Source organism: Agromyces sp. 3263, assembly GCF_031456545.1.
In the GTDB taxonomy this organism is placed as follows: Bacteria; Actinomycetota; Actinomycetes; order Actinomycetales; family Microbacteriaceae; genus Agromyces.
This window is the reverse complement of sequence record NZ_JAVDUV010000002.1, coordinates 885281-909206: the sequence shown is the minus strand read 5'-3', so window position 1 is coordinate 909206 and position 23926 is coordinate 885281. Positions and strand designations below refer to the sequence as shown.

General features: G+C 69.1%; 23 protein-coding genes. 11 read left to right on the top strand and 12 right to left on the bottom strand.

Annotated features, from left to right (window positions below):
* Nucleotides 1-12: 12 nt before the first annotated feature.
* From J2X63_RS17535 to J2X63_RS17525, 3 genes are read left to right on the top strand one after another with little or no spacing between them, the layout of a single operon-like run.
* A complete protein-coding gene (locus J2X63_RS17535) occupies nucleotides 13-837 on the top strand; it encodes a CoA transferase subunit A (RefSeq protein WP_309979603.1) in 825 nt (274 codons plus the stop codon).
* On the top strand, nucleotides 837-1490 hold the full coding sequence (locus J2X63_RS17530; RefSeq protein ID WP_309979601.1) for a CoA transferase subunit B: 654 nt from the start codon (nucleotides 837-839) through the stop codon (nucleotides 1488-1490). Before J2X63_RS17535 ends, J2X63_RS17530 begins: the two co-directional genes overlap by 1 nt.
* Nucleotides 1490-2704 carry an acetyl-CoA C-acetyltransferase gene (locus J2X63_RS17525; protein WP_309979599.1) on the top strand — a complete coding sequence of 405 codons (1215 nt, stop codon included), beginning with the start codon at nucleotides 1490-1492 and terminating at the stop codon, nucleotides 2702-2704. The genes J2X63_RS17530 and J2X63_RS17525 overlap by 1 nt, the downstream gene beginning before the upstream one ends.
* 93 nt (nucleotides 2705-2797) lie before the next feature.
* On the opposite strand, the gene J2X63_RS17520 is transcribed toward J2X63_RS17525, so the two are convergent.
* Entirely contained in the window at nucleotides 2798-3820 is a 1023-nt protein-coding gene (locus J2X63_RS17520) for a VOC family protein (RefSeq protein ID WP_309979597.1), read from the bottom strand.
* A gap of 209 nt (nucleotides 3821-4029) precedes the next feature.
* On the opposite strand from J2X63_RS17520, the gene J2X63_RS17515 reads away from it, so the two are divergent.
* The 6 genes from J2X63_RS17515 to J2X63_RS17490 all read left to right on the top strand — a co-directional run bounded on the left by J2X63_RS17515 (nucleotide 4030) and on the right by J2X63_RS17490 (nucleotide 10162).
* The gene (locus J2X63_RS17515; RefSeq protein ID WP_309979595.1) at nucleotides 4030-4812 is read left to right on the top strand and encodes an SDR family oxidoreductase; all 783 of its coding nucleotides are present in this window, start codon (nucleotides 4030-4032) and stop codon (nucleotides 4810-4812) included.
* Between the two features lie 95 nt (nucleotides 4813-4907).
* Nucleotides 4908-5894, top strand: coding sequence for a fumarylacetoacetate hydrolase family protein (locus J2X63_RS17510; protein ID WP_309979593.1), 987 nt, complete (start codon nucleotides 4908-4910; stop codon nucleotides 5892-5894).
* Nucleotides 5891-6949, top strand: a complete 1059-nt coding sequence (locus J2X63_RS17505) for a cyclase family protein (protein ID WP_309979592.1) — start codon at nucleotides 5891-5893, stop codon at nucleotides 6947-6949. The genes J2X63_RS17510 and J2X63_RS17505 overlap by 4 nt, the downstream gene beginning before the upstream one ends.
* Nucleotides 6950-6990: 41 nt before the next feature.
* Entirely contained in the window at nucleotides 6991-8124 is a 1134-nt protein-coding gene (locus J2X63_RS17500; RefSeq protein WP_309979590.1) for an FAD-dependent oxidoreductase, read from the top strand.
* Nucleotides 8121-9191, top strand: coding sequence for an amidohydrolase family protein (locus tag J2X63_RS17495; RefSeq protein WP_309979588.1), 1071 nt, complete (start codon nucleotides 8121-8123; stop codon nucleotides 9189-9191). Before J2X63_RS17500 ends, J2X63_RS17495 begins: the two co-directional genes overlap by 4 nt.
* Entirely contained in the window at nucleotides 9188-10162 is a 975-nt protein-coding gene (locus tag J2X63_RS17490; RefSeq protein WP_309979586.1) for a fumarylacetoacetate hydrolase family protein, read from the top strand. The genes J2X63_RS17495 and J2X63_RS17490 overlap by 4 nt, the downstream gene beginning before the upstream one ends.
* Nucleotides 10163-10188: 26 nt before the next feature.
* Here J2X63_RS17490 and J2X63_RS17485 read toward each other — a convergent pair whose 3' ends face one another.
* Nucleotides 10189-11121: a LysR family transcriptional regulator gene (locus J2X63_RS17485; RefSeq protein ID WP_309979585.1), complete on the bottom strand. Its 933-nt coding sequence runs from the start codon at nucleotides 11119-11121 to the stop codon at nucleotides 10189-10191.
* 529 nt (nucleotides 11122-11650) lie between these two features.
* Here J2X63_RS17485 and J2X63_RS17480 point away from each other — a divergent pair.
* Nucleotides 11651-12622, top strand: coding sequence for a hypothetical protein (locus tag J2X63_RS17480; RefSeq protein ID WP_309979583.1), 972 nt, complete (start codon nucleotides 11651-11653; stop codon nucleotides 12620-12622).
* Between the two features lie 62 nt (nucleotides 12623-12684).
* Here the strand turns inward: J2X63_RS17480 and J2X63_RS17475 are convergent, their stop codons facing one another.
* Nucleotides 12685-14028, bottom strand: a complete 1344-nt coding sequence (locus tag J2X63_RS17475) for a DUF4041 domain-containing protein (RefSeq protein WP_396133170.1) — start codon at nucleotides 14026-14028, stop codon at nucleotides 12685-12687.
* Entirely contained in the window at nucleotides 14025-15275 is a 1251-nt protein-coding gene (locus J2X63_RS17470; protein ID WP_309979580.1) for a hypothetical protein, read from the bottom strand. The genes J2X63_RS17475 and J2X63_RS17470 overlap by 4 nt, the downstream gene beginning before the upstream one ends.
* A 1372-nt stretch (nucleotides 15276-16647) precedes the next feature.
* On the opposite strand from J2X63_RS17470, the gene J2X63_RS17465 reads away from it, so the two are divergent.
* Nucleotides 16648-17082 (top strand): hypothetical protein, encoded by a 435-nt coding sequence (locus J2X63_RS17465; protein WP_309979578.1) that lies wholly within the window; start codon nucleotides 16648-16650, stop codon nucleotides 17080-17082.
* A 62-nt stretch (nucleotides 17083-17144) separates the two neighbouring features.
* Here the strand turns inward: J2X63_RS17465 and J2X63_RS17460 are convergent, their stop codons facing one another.
* The 8 genes from J2X63_RS17460 to J2X63_RS17425 all read right to left on the bottom strand — a co-directional run bounded on the left by J2X63_RS17460 (nucleotide 17145) and on the right by J2X63_RS17425 (nucleotide 23920).
* Complete coding sequence (locus J2X63_RS17460) at nucleotides 17145-18338, bottom strand: ATP-binding protein (protein ID WP_309979576.1); 1194 nt, start codon at nucleotides 18336-18338, stop codon at nucleotides 17145-17147.
* Between the two features lie 137 nt (nucleotides 18339-18475).
* On the bottom strand, nucleotides 18476-18823 hold the full coding sequence (locus J2X63_RS17455; RefSeq protein ID WP_309979574.1) for a hypothetical protein: 348 nt from the start codon (nucleotides 18821-18823) through the stop codon (nucleotides 18476-18478).
* The gene (locus J2X63_RS17450) at nucleotides 18820-19374 is read right to left on the bottom strand and encodes a sigma-70 family RNA polymerase sigma factor (protein WP_309979572.1); all 555 of its coding nucleotides are present in this window, start codon (nucleotides 19372-19374) and stop codon (nucleotides 18820-18822) included. The genes J2X63_RS17455 and J2X63_RS17450 overlap by 4 nt, the downstream gene beginning before the upstream one ends.
* On the bottom strand, nucleotides 19371-20153 hold the full coding sequence (locus J2X63_RS17445) for a hypothetical protein (RefSeq protein WP_309979570.1): 783 nt from the start codon (nucleotides 20151-20153) through the stop codon (nucleotides 19371-19373). The genes J2X63_RS17450 and J2X63_RS17445 overlap by 4 nt, the downstream gene beginning before the upstream one ends.
* A 657-nt stretch (nucleotides 20154-20810) precedes the next feature.
* Nucleotides 20811-21398 carry an ATP-binding protein gene (locus J2X63_RS17440; protein ID WP_309979568.1) on the bottom strand — a complete coding sequence of 196 codons (588 nt, stop codon included), beginning with the start codon at nucleotides 21396-21398 and terminating at the stop codon, nucleotides 20811-20813.
* Between the two features lie 25 nt (nucleotides 21399-21423).
* Entirely contained in the window at nucleotides 21424-21807 is a 384-nt protein-coding gene (locus J2X63_RS17435) for a Rid family hydrolase (protein WP_309979566.1), read from the bottom strand.
* A 636-nt stretch (nucleotides 21808-22443) separates the two neighbouring features.
* The gene (locus J2X63_RS17430; RefSeq protein ID WP_309979564.1) at nucleotides 22444-23517 is read right to left on the bottom strand and encodes a restriction endonuclease subunit R; all 1074 of its coding nucleotides are present in this window, start codon (nucleotides 23515-23517) and stop codon (nucleotides 22444-22446) included.
* Nucleotides 23507-23920: a hypothetical protein gene (locus J2X63_RS17425; protein WP_309979562.1), complete on the bottom strand. Its 414-nt coding sequence runs from the start codon at nucleotides 23918-23920 to the stop codon at nucleotides 23507-23509. Before J2X63_RS17425 ends, J2X63_RS17430 begins: the two co-directional genes overlap by 11 nt.
* Nucleotides 23921-23926 lie beyond the last annotated feature (6 nt).

Here is a 23926-nt window from a genome sequence, read left to right as displayed (position 1 = left end):
CCCGGAGCATCCATGGACAAGACCTACGCGACCGCCGACGAAGCCGTCGCCGACATCCCGGCGGGCGCGTCGCTCGCCGTCGGCGGCTTCGGCCTGTCGGGCGTGCCGATCACGATCATCCGCGCGCTGCTCGCCCGCGGCGTCGGCGACCTCGAGGTCGTCTCGAACAACTGCGGCGTCGACGGGTGGGGGCTCGGCGAGCTGCTGGCGGCCGGACGCATCCGCAAGGTCATCGCGAGCTACATCGGGGAGAACCGGGAGTTCGCCCGGCAGTACCTCTCGGGCGAGGTCGAGGTCGAGCTGACCCCGCAGGGCACGCTGGCCGAGCGCCTGCGTGCCGGCGGCGTCGGCATCCCGGCGTTCTACACGGCGACGGGCGCCGGCACCGCGGTGTCGGAGGGCGGGATGCCGCTGCGCTATGCGCCCGACGGCACCGTCGCCGTCACGAGCGCGCCGAAGGAGCTGCGCCCGTTCGACACATTCGGCGCCCCTCGCGAGTACGTGCTCGAGCAGGCCATCCGCGCCGACTTCGGGCTCGTGCGCGCCGCGGTCGGCGACCGGCACGGCAACCTGCGGTTCGAGAAGTCGACCCGCAACTTCAACCCGCTCGCCGGCATGGCGGGCCGCATCACCATCGCCGAGGTCGACGAGCTCGTCGAGCCGGGCGTGCTCGGCCCCGACGACATCCACCTGCCCGGCATCTACGTCGACCGGGTGATCGTGCTCACGGCCGAGCAGTCGGCCGACCTGCCGATCGAGAAGGTCACCGTGCGGCCCCGGCCCGCGGCATCCGGAACCGGCACCACCGCCCCCGACCAGGCCGAGGAGGCCCGCTGATGCCGCTCACCCGCGACGAGATGGCCGCCCGCGCCGCCCGCGAGCTCGAGGACGGCACCTATGTGAACCTCGGCATCGGGCTGCCGACGCTCATCCCGAACCACCTGCCCGAGGGCGTCGAGGTCGTGCTGCACTCCGAGAACGGCATCCTCGGCGTCGGTCCCTACCCGTGGGAGGGGGAGGAGGACCCGAAGCTCATCAACGCCGGCAAGGAGACGGTGACGGTGCTGCCCGGGGCGGCCTACTTCGACTCGGCGGCGAGCTTCGGCATGATCCGCGGCGGCCGCATCACGACGGCGGTGCTCGGGGCCATGCAGGTCTCGATGCACGGCGACATCGCCAACTGGGCGGTGCCCGGCAAGATGGTGAAGGGCATGGGCGGCGCGATGGACCTCGTGAACGGGGCCGAGCACGTCATCGTCGTCATGGAGCATGTCGCGAAGGACGGCTCGGCGAAGATCGTCGAGCAGTGCACCCTGCCGCTCACCGGCAAGGCCTGCGTGGACCGCATCATCACCGACCTGGCCGTCCTCGACGTCACCGCCGACGGGCTCGTGCTCGTCGAGCTCGCGCCCGACGTCACCATCGAGCAGGTGACGGATGCCACGGGCGCGCCGTTCACCGTGTCGCCGACGCTCGGCGCGGCCGCCTGATGGCCGAGCTGCGCGAAGTCGTCGTCTGCACGCCGCTGCGCACCCCGGTCGGACGAATGGGCGGCGCACTCGCGACCGTGCCCGCGCTCGAACTGGCGACGACCGTGCTCACGGCACTGCTCGAGCGCACCGGCGTGGACCCGGCCGCGATCGACGGCGTCATCGCCGCGCAGGGCTACCCGACCATGGAGGCCCCGGCGATCGGACGGGTCGCAGCACTCGACGCCGGCTTCCCCGTCGAGACCAGCGGATACCAGCTCGACCGTCGGTGCGGCTCGGGCCTGCAGGCCGTGCTCAACGCCGCGATGGAGGTGCAGACCGGCGTCAGCGAGGCCGTCGTCGCGGTCGGCGTCGAGTCGATGTCGAACGCGCCGCTGTACACCGTCGAGGGCCGCCGTGGCGTGACAGGTGCGGGTCTGCTGCTGCACGACGCGCTCGCCCGCGGACGCGAGACGGTGGGTGGGCGGCGGTTCCCGACGCCCGAGGGCAACGTCGGCTCGGCCGAGCTGCTGCGCGCCGACTACGGCATCTCCCGCGAGGCGCAGGACGCGTTCGCGCTGCGTTCGCACCAGCGCGCCGTCGCCGCCCAGGAGTCGGGCGCGTTCGACGCCGAACTCGTGCCCGTCGAGGTGGCCGGGCGGCGCGGGAGCGTCGTCGTCGACCGCGACGAGCACCCGCGCGCCGACACGACCCTCGAAGCGCTGGCAGGGCTCAGGCCGATCCTGGGGCGCACCGATCCCGACGCGACGGTCACGGCCGGCAACTCGAGCGGCCAGAACGACGCGGCGGCCGCGTGCATCGCGACCACACCGCAGCGGGCCGCCGAGCTCGGGCTGACCCCGATGCTCCGGCTCGTGTCGTGGGCGGTGGCGGGCAACGACCCGCTGCGCTTCGGCGTGGCGCCCGTGCCCGCGGCGAACCTCGCGCTCCAGCGCGCCGGCATCCGCTTCGCCGACCTCGACCTCATCGAGCTCAACGAGGCGTTCGCGGTGCAGGTGCTCGCGTGCCTCGCGGACTGGGGCCTCGACGCCGAGGACCCGCGGCTGAACCCGCGGGGGAGCGGCATCTCGATCGGCCACCCGATCGGCGCCACCGGCATCCGCATGCTCGCGACGCTCGCCCACGAGCTGCCCGCCCTCGACGGCGATCTCGCCCTCGAGACCATGTGCATCGGCGGCGGCCAGGCGCTCGCGGCGGTCTTCGCCCGGGCCTGACCCTCGCTGCGCACCGCCCGCCCGGCGGGCACGACGAAGGGCCGGGGCGGACGGGCACTCACCCCCGTCCGACCCGGCCCCTCGGCCCGCGTCTCAGCCCTGGCCGTGCTTGGCGTACGGGTTGAGCAGCGCCTCCTCGGTGCCCGGCACGATGCCCTCCTCGGTGGCCGTCGGCCGGCCCTCGTCGGGCGGGAACGACTCGGTCATCGACATGGGCATCGCGCTGTTGCGGTAGAGGTTGTTCGAGCCGGTCGACGGCTTCCAGGTGTTCGCGTTCCAGTCGGGCACGTAGTTGCGGTAGCCGCCCGTGTTGACCTCGATGCGCAGGCCGCTCGGGTCGCGGAAGTAGAGGAACGACTGCTCGCCGATGCCGTGGATCGAGGGGCCGTACTCGATGTGGGTGCCGTTCTCCATCAGCACGTCGGCGGCGATGAGCAGCTCCTCGCGGGTGTCGACCCAGAACGCGTAGTGGTTGATCCGGCCGGGCCGCGAGGAGCTGTCGAGCACGACGCCGAGGTCGTGCGACTTCTCGTTCGTCGTGATGACGGCGAACACCGTGATCGGTGCCTCGTCGAGCTCGGTGTACGCCATGATGCGGAAGCCGAGCACCTCGTGGTGCCACTTCGCGAAGGCCTTCACGTCGGAGGCCGCGATCGTGACGTGGTCGAGGAACCGGGGTGCGCCCGCGACGCTCGAGCGGCGCTCGGGACGGTCGGGATAGATCGACGCGTGCTCGTCATCGGCCTCGTACTGCTCGATCTCCCACGCGAGGCGGATGGTGTGGCCCCACGGACCCGTGAACACGTACGAGCGGCCGCGGCCCGGGCCGGAGTCCGACCACTCGCCGGTCACGCCCGCCTCCTCGACGCGACGCGCCGCCTCCTCGAGCGCCTCGGCGCTCGTGGTGCGCCAGCCGATCTCGACGAGCGCCGGTTCGGGGCCCTCGGAGATGACGACGCTGTGGTGCGTGTAGTCGCCCCAGGAGCGGAGGTAGGCCTTGCCGCCGTCGCGGCCGACCTGGCGGAGGCCGAGGCGCTCCTCGTAGAAGGCCACCGACGCCTCGACGTCGGGCGCCGCGATCTCGACGTGCGAGAGATGGGACAGGAGGGTGATCATCGTCGATCCTTCGTGTTCGGGGTGCGGCGCGTCGGCCGTGGGTTGGTGCGTGCCGCGTTCGGCACTGCATCCACTCTCGGCGAGCGCGCTTCATCAGGGAAGCTGAACCTGTTGATGCCACGCATTGATCGGGATGATGTGCAGTCGGCGTCCCGGTGGCGATTGACTGGGTGCGGACCGGTGACGGTGCCGCGTCCGAGGGGATCGACATGCACGGGATGGACGGACGGACGATCGTGGTCACCGGCGCGGCATCCGGCATCGGCGCCGCGACCGTGACCGCGCTCGCCGCGGCGGGTGCGCGCGTGATCGCCGCCGACCTCGGGTGGGCGGACGAGTCGCCCGGCGGTCAGGCCGTCGAGCTCGCCACGCTCGACGTGCGACGCGAGGAGCACTGGGCCGAACTGGCGGGGCAGCTCTCCACCACCAAGCAGGCAGGCGCCGGGGGCGCCATCGACGGCCTGGTCAACGCCGCGGGCATCACGCGTCGCGCGCGGCTCCACGACGTCACCGCCGCCGACTTCGAGGCCGCCTTCGCCGTCAACGCCACCGGGCCGGCCCTCGGCATCCGCTTCCTCGCCCCACTCCTGGGCGACGGCAGCGCGATCGTGAACGTCGGGTCGGCCGCCGGCGCCATGGCGCACTACGGCATCGCGTACGGCGCGAGCAAGTGGGCGCTGCGGGGCATCACGAAGACGGCGGCGATGGAGCTCGGGCCGCGCGGCATCCGCGTCAACCTCGTGAGTCCGGGCTTCATCGAGACGCCGATGACCGCGAGCGCCCCCGAGGCATTCCGTGCCGTGAACCTCCGGTCGACGCCGCTCGGGCGGTCCGGCCGGGCCGAGGAGGTGGCCGCCGTCATCGTGCAGCTCGTCTCACCGGCCGCGTCGTTCGTGACCGGCGCCGAGATCGCCGTGGACGGCGGCCTCACCGGCCACGGGGGCGGACTCCCCATCGCCCGCGCGATGGGCTCGGCGCATCCACAGGACTGATGCACTCCATCATCGATCGAGCCTTCACTGATATCACGGCGCGCGGTTGACTGAGGGAGCGCACCCAACGACGCGCGCCCGAATGGAGAACCACCGTGACATCGTCGTCCGACGGCCTGACCGCCCCCTTCGTCCTCGTCCGCTTCCGCGCGGGCGACGCCGAGCCGGCGCTCGGCCTCGTGGCGGGGGAGCGGGTTCGGCCGATCGGGCCCGACGAGCTGGGCGCGCCCGACCTCAACGCCTTCCTCGCCGAGGCTCCGGCCGCGTGGGATCGCCTCGCCGCGATCGCCGGGCGCGACGACGACGCCTGGCTCCCGCTGGCCGATGTCACGCTCGCCGCGCCCGTCACGCCGCGCCAGGTGCTGCAGACCGGCGCGAACTACCGCACGCACGTGATCGACCTCGTCGCCGCGGGCCGGGCGAAGAACGACCCGCGCCCCATCGAGGAGCTGCGCGCCTGGGCCGCCGACATGATGGACCGCCGGGCGCGTGAGGGCACGCCGTACTTCTTCATCGGGCTGCCCGCGGCGGTCGTGGGCGACGACGTGCCGCTGAGGCTGCCGGGCTACAGCGACCAGCACGACTGGGAGCTCGAGCTGGCGGTCGTGATCGGCAAGGAGGCCTTCCGCGTCGACCGCGAGCACGCCATGGAGCACGTCGCCGGCTACACGATCGTGAACGACGTCACCACGCGCGACCTCGTGTTCCGCGAGGACATGAAGGAGATCGGCACCGACTGGTACCGCGGCAAGAACGCCCCGGGGTTCCTGCCGACCGGCCCGTTCCTCGTGCCCGCGCCGTTCGTCGCGACCCCGGGGGACCTGCACCTCGAGCTCACCCTCAATGGCGAGACGATGCAGGATGCGACGACCTCCGACCTGCTCTTCGACCTCCCCGCGCTCATCGCGGGCGCCTCGCAGAACATGCCGCTCCTGCCGGGCGACCTGCTGCTCACGGGCAGCCCCGCCGGCAACGGCATCGTGCACGGCCGGATGCTCCGCGACGGCGACGTGATGGTCGGGGCCATCGAGGGGCTCGGCCGCCAGACCGTGCGGGCGATCGCCGAGGAGGCGTCGCGATGAGCACCACGCCGGCCGCGGCATCCGGGACCCGGCGCACGCCGACCGAGCGCCCCGAGGAGCTCGACCGCACCGACCCCGCGCGTCACGTCGCCGAGTCCGCCGAGGCGTTCCGCAACTGGGGCCGCTGGGGCGACGACGACCGCCTCGGCACCCTGAACTTCATCGGCGACGACGAGCGCGTCCGCGCGGCCGCCCTCGTGCGCCGCGGCGCGAGCTTCTCGCTCTCGCAGCCGTTCGACATGAACGGCCCGCAGCAGGGCTGGCGCCGCCGCACGAACCCGGTGCACACCATGCTCGACACGGGTACGGATGCCGCGGCCGGCACCCAGGGCTTCCCCCACGGCATCGGGGGCGCCGACGACGTCGTCGCGATGCCGCTGCAGTGCTCGACCCAATGGGACGGCTTGGGCCACATCTTCGACCGCGGCCTGGCGTGGAACGGCCGCCCGGCCGGATCCGTGGTGACGAGCGACGGCGATCTCGTCACGGGCATCGAGCACGCGGCATCCGCCATCGTCGGCCGCGGCGTGCTGCTCGACCTGGGCCGGTTCCTGCGTCCCGAACCCGTCGACGACGACGCCGACGACGGGGCCGTCGGCGAGCTGCCCGACGGCTACGCCATCACGACCGCCGAGCTCGAGGCGTGCATCGAGGCGCAGGGCGCCACGAGCGCCGTCGGCCGCGGCGACCTCGTGCTCGTGCGCACCGGCCGCTACGCCCGGGCGCTCCGCGAGGGGTGGAACGGCTACGCCGGCGGCCCCAGCGCGGGCCTCTCGTTCACGACCGCCGGCTGGCTGCACCGCACCGAGATCGCCGCGATCGCGACCGACACGTGGGGCTTCGAGGTGCGGCCCAACGAGTTCGACGACGCGTTCCAGCCGCTGCACCAGGTCGTCATCCCGAACCTCGGGCTGACGATCGGCGAGATGTGGGACCTCGAGGCCCTCGCCGCCGACTGCGCCGCCGACGGATGCTACGAGTTCCTGCTCGTCGCGCCGCCGCTGCCGATCACGGGTGCCGTGGGTTCGCCGGTGAACCCCATCGCCCTGAAGTAGACCTGAACGAAGTAGACCCAACCCCAACGAAGGGACCCCCGATGTCCGCAGTCTCCCGTGTCGCCGTCGTCGGCTCCGGCGTGGCCGGCGCCACCGCCGCCATCCTGCTCGCCGAGGGAGGCGTCGACGTCGACGTCTTCGAGCGGAAGCCCGACCTCTCCGCGCTCGGCTCGGGTATCACCCTGCAGGGCAACGCCCTGCGCGTGTTCGACCGGCTCGGCGTGTGGGACCAGGTGCGGGAGGCCGGCTACGCCTTCGACCAGACCGGCCTGCGCGCCCCCGGCCCCGACGCGCCCGTCATCGCCCAGATTCCCGACGCGCGAACCGGCGGCCCCGAGTACCCGGCGGTCGAGGGCATGTATCGCCCCGACCTCGCGCGGATCCTCGCGGACCGGGCCACCGAGCTCGGCGCCCGCATCCACTACGGCACCACCGTGGCGGCCTTCACGCAGGACGCCGACGGCGTCGACGTGACGCTGAGCGACGGGTCGACGGGGCGCTACGACCTGCTCATCGGCGCCGACGGCCTGCACTCCGACATCCGGAAGCAGCTCGGCGTCGAGGTCGAGCCCGAACGCACCGGCATGGGCATCTGGCGCGCCTTCGTGCCGCGTCCGAAGGACGTCACGCAGACGGACCTCTACTACGGCGGCCCCGTCTACATCGCGGGGTATTGCCCGACCAGCGAGGAGATGATGTACGCCTACCTCGTCGAGCCGGCCCAGGACCGGCACCTGCTCTCACCCGAAGAGGGCGTGGAGGTGATGAAGGAGCTGTCGCTGGCCTATGGCGGGCCGTGGAACGAGATCCGCGAGTCGCTCGACGACGCGTCCCGCGTCAACTACACGTGGTTCACGAAGCACGTGGTGCCCGACGCGTGGAACCGCGGCCGCGTCGTGCTCATCGGCGAGGCCGCGCACAGCTGCCCGCCCACGATCGCGCAGGGCGCGGCGCAGGCGGCGGAGGACGCGCTCGTGCTCTCCGAGCTGCTGCTCGAGCGCGACGCGGTCGACCAGTCGCTCTGGGATGCCTTCCATGCCCGGCGCCTGCCGCGCGCGACCGAGGTCGTCGAGGCATCCGTGCAGCTCGGCCAGTGGCAGATCGACCACGTGCAGGACGCCGACGTGCCGGGTCTGATGCGCCGCATCGCGATGCTCGTGAGCGAGCCGGCATGAGCGCCGCGGACCGCGTCGAGCCGACGCGCGACGAGACCATGCGCACCGAGCCGATCGTCGACGTGCACGCGCACCTGCTGCTGCCCGCGCTGCAGCAGGCGGTCGCCGCGCGCGACGCCGAGGGCTTCGCCGCCGCCCAGGCCCTCGAGGCCCGCCGCAACGGACCCGAGAGCCTCGCCGCCTCGGGTCGCATGATCGGCGAGCGGATGCCGCTGCTCACCTCGCTCGACGCGCGCCTCGCCGAGATGGACCGGCAGGGCGTCGACGTGCAGGTCGTGTCGCCGTCGCCCTCGCATTACTATCCGTGGGCGGGCGAAGAGCTCGCGGTGTGGGCCGCGGCCGAGGCGAACCGCGCGATCGCCGAGCATGTGGCAGGCTCGCCCGACCGGCTGCTCGGCCTCGGCCTCGTGCCGCTGCAGCATCCCCAGCTCATCGTCGACGCGCTCGACGACGCGGTGGTCGAGCGCGGCCTCGCGGGCGTCGAGGTCTCGTCGTTCGCGGGCGACGTGGAGCTCAGTGACGAGCGGCTCGAGCCGTTCTGGGCCCGGGCCGAGGAGCTCGACGCGATCGTGTTCCTGCACCCGTTCGGCTGCAGCCTCGACGAGCGCCTCGACCACTACTACCTCTCGAACACCGTCGGCCAGCCCGTCGAGAACGCCGTCGCGCTGTCGCACCTGATCTTCTCGGGCGTGCTCGACCGGCATCCGAACCTGCGACTCGTCGCGGCGCACGGCGGCGGCTACCTGCCGACGTTCCTTGGTCGCTCCGACCACGCGTGGTCGGTACGTCCAGAGGCCCACGGATGCCGCGACCTGCCGTCGTCGTACCTTCGTCGCCTGCGCTTCGACTCGCTCGTGCACACGCCGGGCGCCCTCCGCGCACTCGTGGACGCAGCGGGCGCCGACCGGGTGCTCCTCGGCACGGACTACCCGTTCGACATGGGCGTCGACGACCCCATCGAGCGCGTCCGCGAGGCCCAGCTGCCCGACGCCGACGAGCGCGCCATCCTGTCGGGCAACGCCGCCGAGCTGTTCGCGGCGGCGCTTCGCGGGCGGGCGGTCGCGTGAGGATCGCGCGCTGGACCGACGGCGGCACCGCGGGAGAGGGCTTCGTGATGGGCGACGGCGTCGTGCCGTTCCCACGCGGGCTGACCGTGGCCGAGGTGCTCGACGCCGGCCTTGCGGAGCTGCCCGCGCTGGCCGCGGAGGTCGACGCCGCGGCATCCGTGCCCCTCGCCGAGGTGGAGCTGCTCGCGCCGCTCGTGCCCGCGAGCGTGCGCGACTTCGTGGCGTTCGAGGAGCACGTCGAGGGGGTGACCGCGTCGATCGACGGCGCCAGCCACGTGGTCGACGAGTGGTACGAATTCCCGACGTTCTACTTCACCAACCCGCACTCGATCATCGCGACCGGCGCCGAGGTGCGACCGCCGAGGAGCGAGCGGCTCGACTTCGAGCTCGAGGTGGGCGCCGTGATCGGCGGCGTCGCGGGCTCCGACGGGCGCGACCTCGCACCGGCCGAGGCCGCCGGCCACATCTTCGGGTACACGATCTTCAACGACTGGTCGGCCCGCGACGTCCAGGCCCGCGAGATGAAGGTGCGCCTCGGTCCGGCCAAGGGCAAGGACTTCGCGACCACGCTCGGCCCATGGATCGTGACGGCCGACGAGTTCGACCCGCTGGTCGACGACGAGGGGTTCCTGCCGATCGGCATGGAGGTCTTCGTCAACGGCTCGCGCGTCGGCCACGACCTGCTGTCGAACATGGGCTGGCCCTTCGGCGACCTCGTCGCGTACGCGTCACGCGACTCGCGCGTCCTGCCCGGCGACGTGCTCGGGTCGGGCACCGCGGGCAACGGCGGATGCCTCGCCGAGCTCTGGGGCCGGGCGGGCGAGCTCACCCCTCCGCCGCTCGCCACCGGCGACGAGGTCGTCATGCGCGTCGAGGGCATCGGCGAGATCCGCAACGTGGTCGGCCCGGCGCGGCACGTGCCCGACATCCTCCCGGCCCGGACGCGACCCCGCACCCGCGAGCGCGGCTGACCCGCTCAGCCCGAGCGGCGGATCGCTCAGGCCGCTTCGGCGTTCAGGCTGCTCGCGGCCTCGGCGGCGAGGGTGCGCAGCCATTCGTGCTCGGGGTCGCGACGATGCACCGGATGCCACCACATCGCGTTGTGGATGGGCGTCGCGTCGAACGGCGGCTCGTACACGCGGACGCCGCCCACGTTGCGGGCGTACTCGGCCAGCCCCGCCTGCACGAGCGCGAGCCGGTCGGTGCCCGCGATGAACATCGGCAGGGCGAGGAAGCTCTCGACCACCGCCTCGACGCGAGGTTCGATGCCGAGCTGCTGGATCTGGCGGGTGGCCGACGTGAACGCCGACCGCGACTGGTACGTGAACACCCACGGCTGCCGGGCGATGTCCTCGAGCGTGATGGCGTCGCCGATCGTGGGGTTGTCCTCGGCGGCGATGATCACCCACGTGTCGGTGAACAGGTCGGTGTACGGCAGGTCGGTGAGGAACCCGTGCGGCATGAGGAGGCCGTCGGCGCCGCGCAGCCGGTTCACGGCGTCCTCGACGATCTGCTGGTTGTGCACCATGAAGCGGAAGCGCACGCCGGGGGCCCGATCCGCTGCGAGCGAAGCCAGCCGCCGGCCGGTGGTGGCCAGGCTGTAGTCCGAGCCGTAGATCGCGAACTCGCGCGTCGACTGGCTCGGGTCCCATTCCGCCTGGCTCTCGAAGACGCGTCGCGCGGCATCGAGCGCGGCAGCCGTGTGCTCGGACAGACGCGACGCGAGCGGCGTCAGCTCGTAGCTGTTGCCGGTCCGGGCGAGGATCGGATCGTTGAAGTGGGTTCGCAGCCGCGCGAGCGACGCGCTGAGCGCCGGTTGGCTCAGATGGAGCCGTTCGGCGGCGCGGGTGACGCTGCGCTCGGTGAGCAGCGCGTCGAGCGACACGAGCAGGTTGAGATCGAGTCGGGAGAGGGGGGCCTGTTCGGACACGTCGTTGTGTTCCTTCGGGTGAGGGCGAGTGCCCCCAGTCTATCAACCGCGTCGATCCGAGGCGCTAGGGCATCGCGGGCCGTGATGCGCGTCCGAGGCGTCGGCAGCTCGAGCAGCTGCGGGCCTCGTCGGCCTGGGCTGTCGCGCAGGGTTGGGGTGTTTGAGGCACCCTCACCGGGAAGTATCGCGGGCGAGGCTTGCGGGAATCCGGGGCAGGAGCGGGCCCGCCCGCGTGACGGCGGTGCCTGCGCCCGAATGCACGCGGAGCGCATTCCGCGTGCGCGCGGGCGGGTTGGTGGCGTCGACCCCGTGGATCGACATGGCCAGTCAGCGACCGGCAATCGGGCGCGGGAGTCGGCTGGATAGGCGACCGATATGCTGCGACCCGCCTGTCGGGAGGAGTACCTCGGTATGTTGTCCGCATGCTTCTCATAAAGCCACACGACGGGCCCTCGCTCACCCGTGAACAGGCGGGCAGCTCGATGACGAGTTCTTTTCATCCCGGCCACTCGGCTACTTCTCGTCACGAGTGCGATCACTGCTTGAGAGCCACGAATCAGGCGGAGCGCCCAGTCACGCGACCAGCGAGTTCTTCGAAGCACTGGGGTTGTCTCCAACCTCAGCGCTTGTCACCGTTAGTGACGAGAACGACCGCAAGCTCCAAGTAGCCATCAACTCATTCTCGGTGAGGCATCACGCCGCAGAGGCATTGGCCCGCCTTCTGCTCGCCGTGACCACGCCTCGAGACGCGACAGCGCCGTTTTCCACGTGGGCTGCGATCGCCGATGGCCCAACCGCGTTGCACGCGGTCGCGACTGACCTACGGGCTCGCCTCAGTGCTGACGAGCACCTGATCTCACGTGCGTTCTTCATGCCGGGCGCCGAGGGCAGCGAACAGACGAGGACTGTGCTGCAAACCGCCTGGGTATGGGTGCGTCGAGCTCTCTTTCTGTTGACCGACAACGACCTCACTGTGAACGCAGCTGATAACAAGGTGAAGCACGGTCTCGCCGTGAGTACGCGTAACGACGTTCGTGTGGACTTCATTCAGGCAGCCGAGCTTGACGAGAATGGCGGCCTCCCGTTGAGCGCGCTAGAGGACAGCACGCCGATCTTCGATCGGCCTTCCTTGGCGTACCTGGCTCGCGCTTACCCACCCCAGGCTCAAGGCCTCGAAGTTTCGTCCCTGTTGATTGATCCGCCGCGGGTGCTCGCGGAAGCGTGGATGATGGCTGTGGTTCATGCCGCCGTCTTCCACGTCGCTGCGCAGCAGCACTTCGGAGACAGCGAAGCTAAGATCGCACCCTGCCCAGCGCTCCATCTTCGTCCCACACCCGACGATCTGCTCGCCGATCGAGTCCACGGCTATCGGGGCGTGCTCACGACTCCGCTCGGCGACTCAGTCGTCCCCCGAGACTCCGGACTGTTTATCGGAGGCGCTTTCATCCCAATCACCATCGACTTCGACGGAGTCATGAGCACGACCATCGTCGAGGATTGATCGCTACAAGTACTGGCGGCGACCGCCGATTCGTGGAGATCATCTACCCGAGAGCGCAGAACTCAGTCCAGTTCGGCGGAGTTCGGCCAAAGCCCTACGGACTGTCGATACTCAGTGGCTTCAGCGACCTCGCTGAACTCGAGGATGTTGCCGACCTTTTTCAGGAGTACGTCGCGTACTTCGGCGGGGGTCGCAAAGAAGAACTCCTTCCGGGCATTGGCTCGGTTGAGCGCCCGGTCCGCGAAGTGACGATGAAGTTCAGCTTCCAAAGTGACGGCGTCCTCGGAGAAGAAGAGAGCGTGAGTGTCGAACCGAAAGGGTACTGATGCGCCGCCGAGCTCAACGATGCGCTCCCGTGGCTCGAGGCGCCGGGTGAGGCCGATCTTGACGACGTTACCTCCAAAGGCGCCTGCGTTAGAGATCACGTAGACATAGCCGGCTCGGATGTTCGCGGCACGGAAGTCGTTCTGAGCGATTGCGTCGTCGACCGCTGCCAGTCGGTCGCGTAGCGCATCGTCGTCTTGTCCTGTCTCCTCGAGGAGGGTGAGGGTGTTCAGCAGATGTGCGCGTTCCTTATCGAGACGTGCGCGTTCCTCGGCGAGTTCGCGTTCGATCTTCTTCTCTTCGCGCAGCCTGGCTCTTTCCTCTCGTTCGGCTTCTCGTTCCTCTTGCTTTTTCATGAGCCAGTCGGCCGTGAGCTCGATCTCTTCAACGCGCAAGTCGTGGAACTCATCGCTGATCCTCATCTCCATCAGCGAACCCAACTTTGCGATGGCAGTTCGTGAGGCTTCAAGGCGCCGCTTCGCGGTGATCACGTTGCCGACGCGGAGCGTGCGGATCGAGTTCTCAGCCTCAGCGTTGTACGCCCGTAGCATCAGCTTCGCGAGGTCGTCCGTCATGCGGCGTCCCTGCGCCAGAGAGTTGTTGAAGGTGAAGAGTTCGGACTTCACGATCGCGCGGCCCGCCTTGACCAGCTCCGCTATGCGAGATTCCAGTGTGGTCAGCGCATTCTGGTAGGCAGCAGCGGATTCGAGCGGGTGATGGTAGCGGTAGATGCCGACGTCTTGCAGAATGCGTGCGTCGCTCAGCTCGACGTAGTCGTCGGAGCGAGCTTCCGCGAGTTGTGCGCGTAGGGCAGTGTTTTCTGCCTCGAGGAAGGCGAGCCGTCCGGTATCACGTGGCGAGGCTGGTGCGGCGGTCGGGAATGACGGATCGACGGACGGCTCGGTCACCGTTTCAGCTGCCGGAGGCGCGCTGGCGGCGCTGTCAGTTGGTACCCACAGTTGCCATCCCGCTGGCGGCTCCGGCCACGAAGGATCTGGGTTCCAGCCCGCGGGAGGCACCCACCCGTTGGGTGGTTTGGGCCAGCCGGGAGGCGGGTTGAATGTCAGGCCCGAGTCGGTCATCGCGCGCGTCGAACGCCGCCGGCAACGGCGGGGACGAGTCCATACGGATTCTTTGACACAGCAGCACCAAGGTGCTCGAGGGTCGCAGCGGGGACGATAGCCGACAAGTCGAGCAGCTCGAACTGCTCTCGGCTTGCGGCGACAGCGACGAACGGCACGTACGTCGGCTGACCGGTAGCCGGGCTGATCGTCTCCGTTCCGAGTTCGAGTGAGATGCTCTTGATCAGTCCGCGGCGATCTGCTTCGAAGACTTCGTGCAGCGAGCGCAACGCGGTGTTATGGACGATGCCGGCATATCGGTCCTTTGCCTCCTTCTGGGTGGAGGCGACTGGAGTGATCTCGTCCGTCGCTTTGGTGTACTTGTAGGACTTGATCGCCGGAACGGAGTCTGGTCCAGGAACGAGTACGCGAAGCGTGAGTTCGGCCGTGGCCGGCTCGAATGTGGCGGAATGGGACACCGTGAACCACTCGGGATAGACCGAGTTCGCTAGCACGATGCTCACATACTCCTGCACGGCATCGACGGTTCCGTAGCCGAGTCCGGCAATCAGTTGATCGAGAGACTCGTTCTGGTCGGCCACCTCCTTGACCCGGGCGGCTGACTCAGACTCGTACTGCGCCAGTGCGGCCTCAAGCGCGGCCTTGCGGGCCCGCTCGGCGTCCGCGTGCTGGGCTTCCTGGGCAGCGCGCCGAGCAGGGAGTTCGTCGACAGCGGCCTTCCACGCCCAGTAGTCGGTCGCGTACTGCTGCTCCGCTGCGGCGGCCGCGTCCGCAGCCTTCTGCTTGCGCCCGAAGACACCTTTCACGGCATCCGGCTCTCGCTTCGCCGGAAGGACTGGGTCGGGAATCGGTGCGGGTGCGGGGATCGGCAACCGCAGATCCTCGCGCGCAAACGGTGGATGAGTCGCTACCGCACGCAATGACTCGAGGTCCACGTAATCATCGACATCCAAGGTCGCCGACAGGATCCCATCGAGAACCGTGTACTTTTCGTGCAACTCGGCAGTCATCTCTTCGGCTTCAGCCTGCCGCGCTGCCGCATGAGCCTGGGCCGCTTCGCGCTCAAGTCGCTTGCGGTCCTGCTCCGATGCTCGAGAGGCAGCTACCTGCGCACGCTCGGCAGCGCGTTGCGCCGACTCCGCACGCTTGACCGCCTGAGACTGCTGACGCAGCGCAGCCTGCTGCCTCTGTTCAGCAACCTTCGCCTGATGCTGTACCTCCGCAAAGAATCCACGACGACGTGCCATTCATTCCCCCTAAGACCAACCCACGCAGTCTATTGGCGCGGCAGGCAGCAGACGAGCCAAAGCGATACACACCTGGATGCGGCATGTCGATGTCGGCACTGGCTCGACTGGACACGACTGATGGTCACCGCAGCATGCCCATTGGAGGGTCCACTCACGGGAGTCCACCTGCGGCATACGATGACGATGTGACAGCTCATGCGACGACGAAGACCGGGAACCGGCGTTTCGGTCCGCTCGCGAGATGGTCTGCGATCGGCTTGATCGCAGTCTTCCTTTCTCCTCCTTCAGCGCGGTCTCATCGAGCTCTTCACGTCCTGGAACCGCGGGCAATTCGCAATGAGGCCCGAGCTTGAGAACTGGGTCTTGCCGAGCTCCGGCGTGGAAGTGCCCGCAACTCTCTGGGCGTCGTTCATAGTTGTCGTGGGCATTGCTGTGGTGGTCATGGTCGTCACGCTCCGTCGACGTCGCGCTTGACCATCCGCTCTGGCGGCGTCGCTGCTGCTTTCTCTGGCAGTATTCGGCCATGGGTTCAGGGATGAAGGTCGTGTCGGTTCTTGGCGTGAGCGCCTTCACCATGCTGGCGCTCACAGCATGCGTCAACCCGGGGTCCGGGTTCTCCGCCCTTGACCGCGCAGCAGCTGAGGGCGATGCTCTCCCCGGAGACCTACCGGCCGACGCCTTCGACGACGTCGACCAATCCAGTAGCCGGCTCGTGGCAGAACACCACGGTGACCGTCTGTACTTGGTACGCGGAAGGGAGGCCGACCGGGTTTGCCTCCTCGTCTACCCCGACTCCACGGGATGGGTCCTCGGTTGTGGTGGAGCCCCCGAGTTCGGCGTCAGCGGACCGACCGGCAGCTATGTCATCCGAGCAGACGCGCCTGCCGGCGCACCCGCGCCCGAGGGTCACAGCCAACGGATCGCCGGGAACGTCTACGCGGCACAGTAGCTCCGCACCACTCGGACACGGATGCCCGATGGCGGGTCCCTGCGCTCTACGATCTCGGCAAGCGCGGATCCTCCGTTCGGGCGCCTGCGATGCCAATGTCTGAGCCAGCCCCTACTCTCCGAGTAGGAGCAGATGGGGACACATGGACATCGATTGGTCACAGCTCGTGTGGCAGGGGCGATGGACTGCGCTCGAGATATTCTGGAACGCCATCCTCCTCAACATCGCGACCCAGTGGTGGTTCGCACCGCTGTTAGTGATGTTGGTCCTCGCTGCCGGCTGGAAGGCCGTCCTTCGCCTCGTGGCGTACGTTGCCCGTGTGTTTGCGCACACGCACTAGGACTCAGGAACCCCGGCACGTCGACGGCATTTGGCCCGCTGCGGGATCGCCGAGCGGGCGCGGGCGACTACGATCGCGGCATGTACACGCCCGAACATGCCGCGGTGATCGCGCAGCTCGAGTCCGCTGCTCAGTCCACCTGGGGTGAGCAGGCACTCTTGGCCTGCCTGAGGCGGCTTCGTGACGGCGGACCGACCGAAGCACATGACGTCGAGGTACGAGATGCCTGGGCCTCGCCGACCGGCTTTTGCGTCGTATACAAGTCCCCACATGGTCCCGAAGTCGGGGTCCGGGTCACCGCGGAGTCGATAACGGGTCATCCGCCGTTCTACTTCCCAGACGTGTACACCGAGGACGTTGAGCGCGGCCCCACAGCTGAGGAGGCGGGCATCACCTTCGCGGACTTCGCCATAGCCGAACCGCTCGGCCGCATCGTCGAAAAGCTCGTCTACGACGCGGCCGGTCTCGGTTGGTGGGGAGAAGAGCCGCTCCCCGCTACTCCACAACGCCACTAAACCTCGGGTTCCAGTCGAGGATCGGGAGTGCAGCACTCGCGGTCGTTTGGCGAGGCGGAGTGTCAGTCACCGATTCGTCGGTGGATGAAGTCGGCCATTCCGGGGACAGTGAAGGCAACGAAGCCACGATCGACCGGGAAGATGTGGCCGGCCTTGATCAATTCGTTGCGTGAGACGGACAGGTCGCTGGTACGCGATTTACCGAGCCTGGAGACGAGGTCTTGGATGGCGGAGGGTCGGTCGTCATCTTGGGCCATCGCCTTCATCATGGCCCGCTGCGCCTGGGTGGCTCGGTCCCACCGGGACATGTAGAGTCCGCGATCGACCTCGTCGCGAGCCTTCTGGATGCCGACGAGTGCGTCGGTAAGTCGGATGGTCGTGCCGCTGCTGACGTCCCAGACGTGCTTGCCGCATGCTTGGGTGAAGTACGGGTAGCCGCCGACGCTCGCGAGCGCGGCGTCGAGGGCCGCCGGCTCCCAGCGGATTCCGCGACGTTCGACCGGGTGGGCGAGGGCGTCGCGCGCTTCGGCGTCCTCGAGCAGACCGATCGTCCGGTAGTCGTACAGGCGCTCGGCGTAGCTGGTCGCATCCGCGAGAACCGCGGGCAGCGACGGGAGTCCGGCGCCGATGAAGCTCACCGGAACGGGCCGGACGTCTTGTCCGAGGTTGTGCAGTGCGACGTTGAGGCCATTGAGGTCAGCTTTGGAAGCGTTCTGGAGCTCATCGATGGCCAGGAGCACACCCATCCCGAGGTCCCGCGCGCTTCGGCCGAGTTCGGTGAGCAGGTCGGTGATGTCCTGCTCGAAGTCGCCGGTGTCAGCCATCCCGGGCACCGGTGCCACGTCGAAACCGAACGAGTACGTGCCGGACGGATCGACGCGGAGCTGAAAGGACTTGAAGACGCCGAGCGCACGGGAGAGCTTCTCGCGGGCGACTTCCCCCGAGCTCATGAGCGAACGGAGCTGGGTATGGATCGCACGAGCGAGCGGTAACTGCAGGCTGCCACCCGCGACCGCTTCGAGCTTGATGGAGATCGAGTGCTTGGAGTCCTGGGCTCGGCGCGCGAACTCGGTCAGAAGGACGGTCTTCCCGACGCCCCGAAGGCCGGAGATGATGAACGGACGTGCGCCTTCGCCCTCCAAGACGACCTCATCCAGAGAGGACTGGACCTCGTCGAGCAGCGCGTCACGACCGGCCAGCTCCGGTGGCACACGCCCCGCGCCCGGCTTGAACGGGTTCGGAGGAGGAAGCGCCATCTAACACCTTCTAACCACGTATAAGGATCCTTATACGTGAAGATACATCGTTAGATAGCCGGTTGGCGAGCCGCCGCGCTCCGCGCGCTACGTCACGCTGAGGGATAGTCGGTGGACCGGCTATCGGGCGGCGGCGGTCAGCCGAAAAGGATCACCCAGTTGCCCAGAGCGGCCGTGGCGGCCACGATCGCGAAAGAGATCGTTCGCGGGGTTCGGGCTGTGGTGTAGCGGTAGATCATCCAGGCAAGCGCGAGAGCGGTCAGCGTCAGCATGCCGGCGGTGGCCCAGAGGCCCGGCACCTCTGCGTAGGGGGTGCGGTCAGCGGTCGGATCCCAGGATCGAAACGTGGCGCTGTTACCGATTGCGGTGGTGAACACTTGGCCGACGGCCCAGAAGAGCGGTATGACGGCGCCGAAGATGAAGAGGCAGCCGGGTGCGCCGATGACGTGCCGGGCGCGGTAGTCATCGCTGGGGTGACCGGTCACCCAGCTACCCCGTCGCCCTGCGCAAGTAGGCGGCGCATCCGTTGCCGGGCGCGTGAGTAGCGTGCGCGAGCGGCTTCAGGCCGGATCCCGACGATCTCGGCAGTGTCGGCGAGGGAGAAGCCCTCCCATACGGTCAGTCCGAGGATTTCCCGATCGGCTTCGGACAGCCGGGCGAAAGCGTCCAGTGCCGCGTCGTCCTCGCTGTGTGCGCCGAACTGGGTCGAGACCCGCACGTCCTGTCGCAGTCGCTCGGTCAGCCCGATCCGACGGGTGGCGCTCCGTCGGTGGCCCTTCAGGACGTGATGTGCGATGCCATAGGTCCACGCGCGTCGATCCGAGTGCGCCACCGGGAACGCGTCCCGGCGGCGCCAGAGCACGAGGAGGGTTTCACCGAGGCAGTCGGCGGCATCTTCGGAGGGACTGACCCGTCGACCGAAGTACGCCAGCAGTTCGGGCGCGATGGCCCGCACGAACATCTCGAAGCTTTCACCGGCAGGCGTAGATGCCGCACCCACCTGCTCTCCGGCGGAGGTATGCGCGTCCGGGCTCATTCGTCGCGCTCCTGCATCCCGTCGCAGGCGCCTTCGCTGTACCCGTCTTCGACCAGGTCGTGGTCACCGGCCGCGGCGCCGTCTGCCACCTCGAGCAGCCGGTCGACGACGCCTCCACCATCGTTCGCGACGATCGAGGGGAAGTGGCCCGGGTCGCCGAGCCACTGGCTGGCCGCGTCCCGCCGGGGCGTGTCATCCGCGTCGTCGGCGATCAGCCACTCGTCGTACCAGGCGCAGATCGCCCAGAACTCGAAAGTGGTCGTGATGAGGCCTTCCTGGGCGAACGAGTTCGGCTCGCTGCCCAGCCCGGCCATCAGCGCGTCCACCTTCTGGATCGCTTCACCGCGGCCGACGCTTGCCGGGAGCTGGAGCCCGTCCGGATACGCCTCGGCGACGATCGCGGGAAGATCCTCGCCCGAGAGGTTGAGCCACTCAGTGGCGTCGTCTTCGGTACCGCGCTCGGGTTCGGTACCGCGCTCGGGATCCCCGAACTCACCGGTCCGAGCCGAAAACCACTCGCCGACTGCCGTCACCGGCACGGCGACCGCAGTCGTCAACACCGCCGCCAGCACACCGACCACAGCGAACCCGGCCCGACGCCGCCGACGCGCAGACCTTGACTCATTCAGCGCTGCAGTCCGCGCGGATTCGTCCTCCATGCGCAGCGCTAGGTCTGCAGCCGAGCGGGCCAGCACATCGTCAACATGAACTGCACCCAATGGACGCAGGCGCACCTCGAGCTCGGCGTCATCGCCACCAAGCGAGTTCTCGTTCCTCATGCCCTATCCATGGCCACCATCACACGAAGTGTGACACCCCGGGACCAAAGTGCAGGTATCTCGTTGAGGGATCCCTCAACGCGACCCTTGGCGCACCCAACGCTCAGGGGAGCATCCCACCCAAGCCCCCGGAGGCAAGATCCCCCATGCGGACCTTGGCGCAACGCGCGCACTCCTCATACGGAGCAACATCCGGTTCACGATGGACCACCCACCGATGCATACCCAGCCGGCACCGGAAGGGCCTCCGCGCCGCCATCCGACCCCCAACCCGAGAACTGCGAATCGCGAACCACGAACGCAAGCGAAGCGTACTCCGCCCGCGTAGGGACCAACACGCAGAGGGACCACCCGACGTGCACGAGGAGAGTCTCGGGCGGCTTTGGAGCCGGGTGACCCGTGTCCCCAAAATCACGTCGGCCCCCGCCGCGGTCAGATTTCCGTCGAGCAGTGTGCCCAGCGGCGATTCTGCGTCACCGTGCGACTGGCGCAGCGACCCAGCGGGCAACGACCGCACGACATTCACTATCGCGCGCGTGGCTGCCTCTGACCCACCCGAAACCCGCCAGCCGACGTGCCGCGCCCCGGATCCGCTAACGAGGGTTCGTGATGAGTCGCGCTACCCGTACGCAGTTGGTCCTGGTCCTTTGCGATCGCCTATTGCGCCGCACCGAGGACCGTCAGGGGACCTTCGTCGGCGGTCGGGGGCTCGAAGTGGTCGAAGTACTCGGCCGCGACGTCGTTGGCAAGCGCGTAGTCGTCGGCGTGCTCGTGGCTGCGCGCGTCCATTCGTTCCAGTGCGATTGCTCGTGGCGTCGCGAGATAGATCGTCTCCGGCACCACTCCAAGCGGACGCAGCACGTCCCGATACGCGAGGCGGCCACGCTTCGACCAGAACGAGAAGTCGAGCACCACGTCTGCGCCGGCCGCGACCAGCGCGATGAGGCGAGCGCGGAGTTCCTGCTCGATCTCTTCGTGCACGTCGCTCGGGAGGGGCATCGTCTGGATCCCACGTCGCCAGGCTTCCTGGTCGAACGGAAGGCGAACCATGCCCTCCGCTTCGAGCCGCCTGGCCACGGTCGACTTTCCAGAACCCGCTGGCCCGCACATCAGAACGACTCTGGTCACCACTCCGACGATAGCCCTTGACCGGTCGGGGATCTGCTTCCGGACGTCCGATGACGGACCGTCGATCCGCCGGCATGAAACCTCGATGATTCTCGACCGGTTGTCGACGCGGCTCACGCAGCGGTCCCGTTCAGCGAAGCGGTCAGCTGTCCGTATGTGCCGTCATCAGTATCGACACCAAGATGCCTGGTAGGTCTGGTCCGAGCCGGGCGACGGCGCGGGCCGGGGGAAACTGGCTGAAGACCTCCGAATATGCCTCGTTCATGCCGGCGAATTCATCCGGTTGCGCAAGGAGCACCGTGACTGCGGTGACGTCTGCAAGGGTACTTCCGCCAGCGTGAAGGATGGCCTCGCAGTTGCGCAGTGCCTGACGCGTCTGATCCTGGATCGATGACCCCGCCAGCTCTCCGGTCGCCGGGTCGATTCCGACCGTTCCCGACACGTAGATCGTCGAACCCGCCCGCACAGCCTGGCTATACAGCGGAGAACTCGGCGCGTTCTCCGTACTGATGATCTGTCTGCTCATGGCACCGGAGCATATGCCCGTGGCGGGCAAGAACAACCGAAATGCCACCCAGCTCCCGACAGGCACGGAACCGAGTCAGCCCGCCCGAAACTCAGCCCAACATCGCGCAGGCGTACGCTGTTCGCCTGCGACGAGGGCGTCATGCGCGCAGTAGCGGTCTTCGAGTCAATTTGGGGAGACACCGAACGGATCGCCCGGGAGATCGCGGCCGGAATCGCCGGGAACGCACGGACGTGGTCGACGCGGCATCGGCCCCGCTCGAATTGGAGGCCGCCCGGTCGCGAAGCCTGAGACTTCGGTGTTCACGGCGACTCGGGGCCGGTCGCCGACGGCGTCGAAGTGGACGCCACAGCATAGCCGGCCGGCATAGGAGACGGCCGCGACGCCGAGCCGTACGTTCGCAGCGAGCACCGCCACCGGCCAGATCGTTAGGACCGGAGCGTCCGCAACGTGCACTTGCGGAGCGGCGGCAGCTCGGCGATCCGCTGGCCAAGGGCCGAGCGCAGCGCCGTCCAATCAGTGGTGCCATCAGGACTGACGAAGCCTCTGGGGGAGAGGAGGCCGGCGAGGAGGGACACGTTGACCTGGCCGGCATGGTCGAGCACAAGAATCCCGGAGCCTCCGCCGCGAACACGCTCAGGACTCGCGCTGCGCCATCCGCTGCCCACGCTGCGACGTCGCCGCGACACCCTCGGCCAGGGCGGTGTGGGCAACGGCGAGGTGGCGGCGAGTCATGTCCGCGGCATCCGCATCGAGCCATTCGTGGCCGCCCCACTCGCTGCAGAGCGTGCCCGCGAAGTCGGAGCCGGCGAGCAGGGCGCCGAGGTCGCGGATCGGTGCGGACACCCGCAGGTCGGCGTTGTCGAGGTCCCAGAACTTGAGGTGGAAGGCGCCAACGAGGGGCAGGATGCCGCGGAGGTCGGCCGCGCGCGACCGCCCGAAGCGCACGAGCAGGTTCATGTAGAGCGTCTGGATCGCCGGAGGCACGCCGCCCGACCGGAGCAGGCCGACGACCGCCCCGGTCGTCGCCGGGTCGCGCCACTCGTCGAGGAGGCGGGCGAGCAGCTCCGGTGGCAGGCCCGCGTGCGCGAGCTCATCAAGGTACGTGATCGGCAGGGCGGGCATCAGCATGCTGAGGTCCACGAGCAGGCGCACGCCGGGGTCGTCGATTCGGGCGATGACGTCGATCGCCGCGGCGGTGGGTGCCGACTCCGGTGCCTGCTGCCCCTGGATCTCCTCGTACAGCACGAGGTCGAGCTCGTGCAGGGTGGGCAGGAGTCGCCGCAGGAGTGCCTCGCCCGCCTGCCCGATCGGCAGGCGCACGCCGGTGGCACCCACCCGATGGGCGGCGCGGAGCTGGGGGAGCAGGAACGCGAGTCGCTCCTCCTCCGAGCGCCGCTGGCGGCCACCGGTCCAGTCGTCGAGGCTCGCCCCGACGATGCTGACGCTGCCGCCGGCGGAGTCGAGCACTCGGCGCAGCGCGTCCACCTCGGCGTCGGCGGAGACGGGGAACGACCGCCACAACTGGCCGGGCTCGAGTTCGATCGTGGAAGCGATGCCGCCGATGACGATCCCCGCGGCGATGTCGGGTGCCGTGCGTTCGGCGCGGATCACCTCGGGCGTCCAGTTGAAGGCGCTTGCGGCCATGGTCCAGGTGGGCGGAAGCGCGCCCGCGACGTCGACGTCGACGTCGCTCGGCTCAGGCGACATCGAGGGACACCGACGGTGCCGAGGCGGGCGCATCCAGTTCGAGTGCGCGCGCGACGTGGAAGGGCAGGGTGAGCGGGCCGTCAGGCGCCGTCTGGAGGTAGGGGATCACGAGGCGGAACGAGACGACGACGTCGTGCGTGCCGGGCCCCAGCACCCGCCAGCCGCGGAGCACGAGGCGGTCCTGGAGGAACCACCATCCCCGTTCGCGCCCGAGTGCCGACGGATCGAGCAGCCGTCCGTCGAGCGCCACGAGGACGGGGTCGACCCGCTCGCCGTCGATCGAGAGCTCGAGGCCGTCGAGGCTGGCGATGGGAAGCGACCGGATCCAGGGGAGGCCGAGGCGCAGCGTGAACCCGTCGTCGGTGGAGGCGAGCGCGTCATCGCGCAGGGCGGCGAGGGTCATGCGGGC

Coding starts and splice junctions, on each gene's coding strand:
- J2X63_RS17435 (WP_309979566.1), bottom strand. CDS start 21,807: ATGAGCAGACAGATCATCAGTACGGAGAACGCGCCGAGTTCTCCGCTG.
- J2X63_RS17450 (WP_309979572.1), bottom strand. CDS start 19,374: ATGAGCCCGGACGCGCATACCTCCGCCGGAGAGCAGGTGGGTGCGGCA.
- J2X63_RS17475 (WP_396133170.1), bottom strand. CDS start 14,028: ATGACCGACTCGGGCCTGACATTCAACCCGCCTCCCGGCTGGCCCAAA.
- J2X63_RS17535 (WP_309979603.1), top strand. CDS start 13: ATGGACAAGACCTACGCGACCGCCGACGAAGCCGTCGCCGACATCCCG.
- J2X63_RS17515 (WP_309979595.1), top strand. CDS start 4,030: ATGCACGGGATGGACGGACGGACGATCGTGGTCACCGGCGCGGCATCC.
- J2X63_RS17460 (WP_309979576.1), bottom strand. CDS start 18,338: ATGGCGCTTCCTCCTCCGAACCCGTTCAAGCCGGGCGCGGGGCGTGTG.
- J2X63_RS17425 (WP_309979562.1), bottom strand. CDS start 23,920: ATGACCCTCGCCGCCCTGCGCGATGACGCGCTCGCCTCCACCGACGAC.
- J2X63_RS17495 (WP_309979588.1), top strand. CDS start 8,121: ATGAGCGCCGCGGACCGCGTCGAGCCGACGCGCGACGAGACCATGCGC.
- J2X63_RS17505 (WP_309979592.1), top strand. CDS start 5,891: ATGAGCACCACGCCGGCCGCGGCATCCGGGACCCGGCGCACGCCGACC.
- J2X63_RS17465 (WP_309979578.1), top strand. CDS start 16,648: ATGTACACGCCCGAACATGCCGCGGTGATCGCGCAGCTCGAGTCCGCT.
- J2X63_RS17520 (WP_309979597.1), bottom strand. CDS start 3,820: ATGATCACCCTCCTGTCCCATCTCTCGCACGTCGAGATCGCGGCGCCC.
- J2X63_RS17530 (WP_309979601.1), top strand. CDS start 837: ATGCCGCTCACCCGCGACGAGATGGCCGCCCGCGCCGCCCGCGAGCTC.
- J2X63_RS17525 (WP_309979599.1), top strand. CDS start 1,490: ATGGCCGAGCTGCGCGAAGTCGTCGTCTGCACGCCGCTGCGCACCCCG.
- J2X63_RS17500 (WP_309979590.1), top strand. CDS start 6,991: ATGTCCGCAGTCTCCCGTGTCGCCGTCGTCGGCTCCGGCGTGGCCGGC.
- J2X63_RS17470 (WP_309979580.1), bottom strand. CDS start 15,275: ATGGCACGTCGTCGTGGATTCTTTGCGGAGGTACAGCATCAGGCGAAG.
- J2X63_RS17445 (WP_309979570.1), bottom strand. CDS start 20,153: ATGAGGAACGAGAACTCGCTTGGTGGCGATGACGCCGAGCTCGAGGTG.
- J2X63_RS17430 (WP_309979564.1), bottom strand. CDS start 23,517: ATGTCGCCTGAGCCGAGCGACGTCGACGTCGACGTCGCGGGCGCGCTT.